The organism is Saccharomonospora saliphila YIM 90502, assembly GCF_000383795.1.
Classification (GTDB): domain Bacteria; phylum Actinomycetota; class Actinomycetes; order Mycobacteriales; family Pseudonocardiaceae; genus Saccharomonospora; species Saccharomonospora saliphila.
The window spans coordinates 1,757-5,104 of record NZ_KB912660.1 but is presented as its reverse complement, the minus strand read 5'-3'; the positions used below and the strand labels follow the sequence as shown (position 1 = coordinate 5,104).

Sequence of the window (3,348 nt, the reverse complement as noted above, 5' to 3'; positions counted from 1 at the left end):
CCGCCGCCCCTCCGGCCGGGCCCCGCCGCTACGCGCGAGCCAGCAGCGGGATGCGCCCTCCGGCCAGCACGGCCTCGACCTGCCGGGGCGACAGCCGGTGACCGACGGGGTACTCCTCGTCCTTGGTCTCGTTGCGCACGATGATGTCGCCGCCGTCGGGCACTTGGTCCCGCAGGCCGTCGAGCACCAGGGTGTCGCCCTGCTCGATCCTGTCGTAGTCGGCGGGGTCGGCGAACTCCAGCGCGAGGATTCCGAAGTTGGCGAGGTTCTGCCAGTGGATGCGCGCGAACGACTTCGCCAGCACCGCCTTGAGACCGAGGTGCCTCGGGGCGATCGCCGCGTGCTCGCGTGAGGAGCCCTGGCCGTAGTTGTCGCCGCCCACGACGAGGTGGCCCGTACGTTGTGCCTCGGCCGCGCGGCGCGGATAGGTCGGGTCGACCTGGTCGAAGGTGAACTCCGCCAGCTCGGGCACGTTCGACCGGTACGGCAGCGCCCGCGCGCCCGCCGGGGAGATCTCGTCGGTCGAGATGTTGTCGCCGACCTTGAGCAGCACGGGAGCGGCGATCCGGTCGGGCAGCGGCGGGAAATCCGGCAGGGCCGAGATGTTCGGACCCTTCACCAGCGGTTCCCGGTGCGCCTCTTCCGGCTCCGGCGGTGCCTCCAGCATGTCGGTGTTGATCGAGGCGCGTGCGGGCAGCGGCAGGTCCGGATACGCCACGTCGAGCTTGTCGGCCAGCTCCCGGGGGTCTGTGATGACGCCGGTCAACGCCGAGGCGGCCGCCGTCTCCGGCGAGCACAGCCACACCGAGTCCTCGCGCGTGCCGGAGCGCCCCGGGAAGTTGCGCGGGAAGGTGCGCAGCGAGTTCTGCCCCACGGCGGGCGCCTGCCCCATGCCGATGCACCCCATGCACCCGGCCTGGTGAATGCGCGCCCCGGCGGAGATCAGGTCGAACGTGCCGCCCATCTTGGTCAGGTCGGCCAGGATCTCCCGTGAGGTGGGATTGACGTCGAAGCTGACCGCGTCGTTGGTCTGCCGTCCCTTGACCAGGTGGGCGGCGATGGCGAAGTCGCGCAGGCCGGGGTTGGCCGACGACCCGATCACCACCTGGCTGACCTCGGTTCCGGCCACCTCGCGCACGGGTACGACGTTGTCCGGTGACGACGGCTTCGCGATCAGTGGCTCCAGAGTGGACAGATCGATGTGCTCGGTGACGTCGTAGATCGCGTCCGGCTCGGCGGTGATCTCCACGAAGTCCTGCGGACGCCCCTCCGCTTTCAGGAACTCGTACACCGCGCCGTCCGACGGGAACACGGTCGTGGTGGCCCCCAGTTCGGCACCCATGTTGGCGATCACGTGCCGGTCCATCGCCGACAACGTCGACACTCCCGGCCCGTGATACTCGATGATGCGGTTCAGCCCGCCCTTGACGCCGTGCCGCCGCAGCATTTCGAGCACGACGTCCTTGGCCGAGGTCCACTGCGGCAGCTCACCGGTGAGGTACACACCCCAGATCTCCGGCATCCGCACGTACACCGGCTCCCCGGCGATGGCCGTGGCCGCCTCGAGACCGCCGACGCCCAGCGCGAGCATTCCGAGCGAGCCCGCCGCCGGTGTGTGCGAGTCCGAGCCCACCATGCTCTTGCCGGGCACACCGAACCGCTGCATGTGCGTGGGGTGCGAGACACCGTTGCCTGCCTTCGAGAACCAGATGCCGTACCGGCGGCACGCCGAGCGCAGGTACGCGTGGTCCTCGGCGTTCTTCTCATCGGCCTGGAGCAGGTTGTGGTCGACGTACTGGACGCTGACCTCGGTGCACGCCCGGTCGAGCCCCAGCGCTTCCAGCTCCTGCATCACCAGCGTTCCGGTGGCGTCCTGCGTCAGAGTCTGGTCGATCCGGAGGCCGATCTCGTCCCCGGGCACCATGCTCCCGCCCTCGAGGTGATCGGCGATGAGTTGCTGTGCGACCGTCCTACCCATGGGCCACGGGCTACCCACCGTCGTGGGTCGGCAATCATGGGTCCCATGCCCCGCACACACCGCTGGGACGTGCTGCTGGTCATCGCCGCGGGCGGCGCGCTCGGCAGCCTCGCGCGCTACGGCACCGGTCACGCGCTGCCCCACCCGCCGGGTGGCTTCGCGAGCGCGACGCTCGCGGCCAACGTCGCCGGCTGCCTGCTCATCGGCGTGCTCATGGAGACCGTGACCCGGGCGGCCCGGCCGCATCGGCTGGTGCGGCCCTTCCTGGGCATCGGCGTGCTCGGCGGGTTCACCACGATGTCGACCGCCATGGTGGACGTGCTCGACTCGGTGCGCGCGGGACACCCCGCCCTCGCGGCGGGGTATCTCGCGGCCTCGCTGGCCGCCTCGCTGGCGGCCGTGGTCGCGGGGATACTCGTGGTGCGTGCCCTGTCCCGGCGGCTGAGGTCCCCGCACGGCGGCACGTCCGAGGACCCGGGAGGTGCGTGATGGGACCGTCCGGTCGCGCGCTGCGGCTCACCGTCTACGTCGGCGAGGACGACGTCTGGCACCACCGCCCGCTGTACGACGAGATCGTGCGCCGCGCCCGGAACGCGGGACTCGCGGGGGCGTCGGTACTGCGCGGGATCGAAGGGTACGGACAGCGGTCCCTGATCCATACCACCGACCTGCTGTCGTTGTCCGAGGATCTGCCGGTGGCCGTGGTGATCGTGGATGAGGCCGAACGGGTGCGGGCCTTCGCACGCGATTTGGACGAGGTGCTCGACGGGGGCCTGGTGACCCTCGACGAGGTGGAGATCCTGCGGTACGGGAGCCGGCGGTGACGGCGCTGCTGGTGGCTCTCGGTGGCGCGAGCGGGGCGGTGGTGCGATACGTGCTGGACCAGCGGGTGCAGCGCGCCCGCGATTCGGCGTTCCCGTGGGGGACGCTCGCCGTCAACGTCCTCGGCTCGGCTCTGCTGGGCCTGGTGACGGGGTGGTCGGTGTCCGGCACCGGTGGTGAGGCGGTGCGCGCCCTGCTCGGCGTGGGTTTGTGCGGGGCCCTGACCACCTTCTCCTCGCACTGCTGATCGTGGTCTCGGACCACCGCACGCTCACGCGGTACGCCTACACCGCGGGACTGATCGGGCTGGTGGCGCTGGCGCTGCCCGCCGTGCTGCCGAGTTCCCTCTCCGAGGTCAACGGCGCGAAGGTGTGGTTGAAGCTGCCGGGCTTTTCCATCCAGCCCGGCGAGTTCGCCAAGATCCTGCTGATGGTGTTCTTCGCGTCCTTTCTGGTGTCCAAGCGGGAGCTGTTCACCACGGCGGGCAAACGTGTCGCCGGTGTGGAGCTGCCCCGCGCCCGGGACCTCGGGCCGATCATCATCGCAGC

The 3,348-nt window shown here is 70.7% G+C and carries 4 protein-coding genes and 1 pseudogene; 4 read left to right on the top strand and 1 reads right to left on the bottom strand.

Annotated features, from left to right (window positions below):
• Window positions 1–28 precede the first annotated feature (28 nt).
• A complete protein-coding gene (locus SACSA_RS0110285; protein ID WP_019815621.1) occupies window positions 29–1,978 on the bottom strand; it encodes an aconitate hydratase in 1,950 nt (649 codons plus the stop codon).
• 36 nt (window positions 1,979–2,014) lie between these two features.
• Between SACSA_RS0110285 and SACSA_RS0110280 the strand changes: the two genes are divergently transcribed.
• From SACSA_RS0110280 to SACSA_RS22380, 4 genes and pseudogenes are all read left to right on the top strand, one after another.
• Window positions 2,015–2,467 carry a fluoride efflux transporter FluC gene (locus SACSA_RS0110280; protein ID WP_019815619.1) on the top strand — a complete coding sequence of 151 codons (453 nt, stop codon included), beginning with the start codon at window positions 2,015–2,017 and terminating at the stop codon, window positions 2,465–2,467.
• Window positions 2,467–2,802, top strand: coding sequence for a DUF190 domain-containing protein (locus SACSA_RS0110275; protein WP_019815617.1), 336 nt, complete (start codon window positions 2,467–2,469; stop codon window positions 2,800–2,802). The genes SACSA_RS0110280 and SACSA_RS0110275 overlap by 1 nt, the downstream gene beginning before the upstream one ends.
• The gene (locus SACSA_RS22385; protein ID WP_019815615.1) at window positions 2,799–3,047 is read left to right on the top strand and encodes a fluoride efflux transporter FluC; all 249 of its coding nucleotides are present in this window, start codon (window positions 2,799–2,801) and stop codon (window positions 3,045–3,047) included. The genes SACSA_RS0110275 and SACSA_RS22385 overlap by 4 nt, the downstream gene beginning before the upstream one ends.
• Window positions 3,035–3,348 (top strand): annotated as a pseudogene (locus SACSA_RS22380) (FtsW/RodA/SpoVE family cell cycle protein); the annotation flags it as partial. The gene SACSA_RS22385 and the pseudogene SACSA_RS22380, both read left to right, overlap by 13 nt.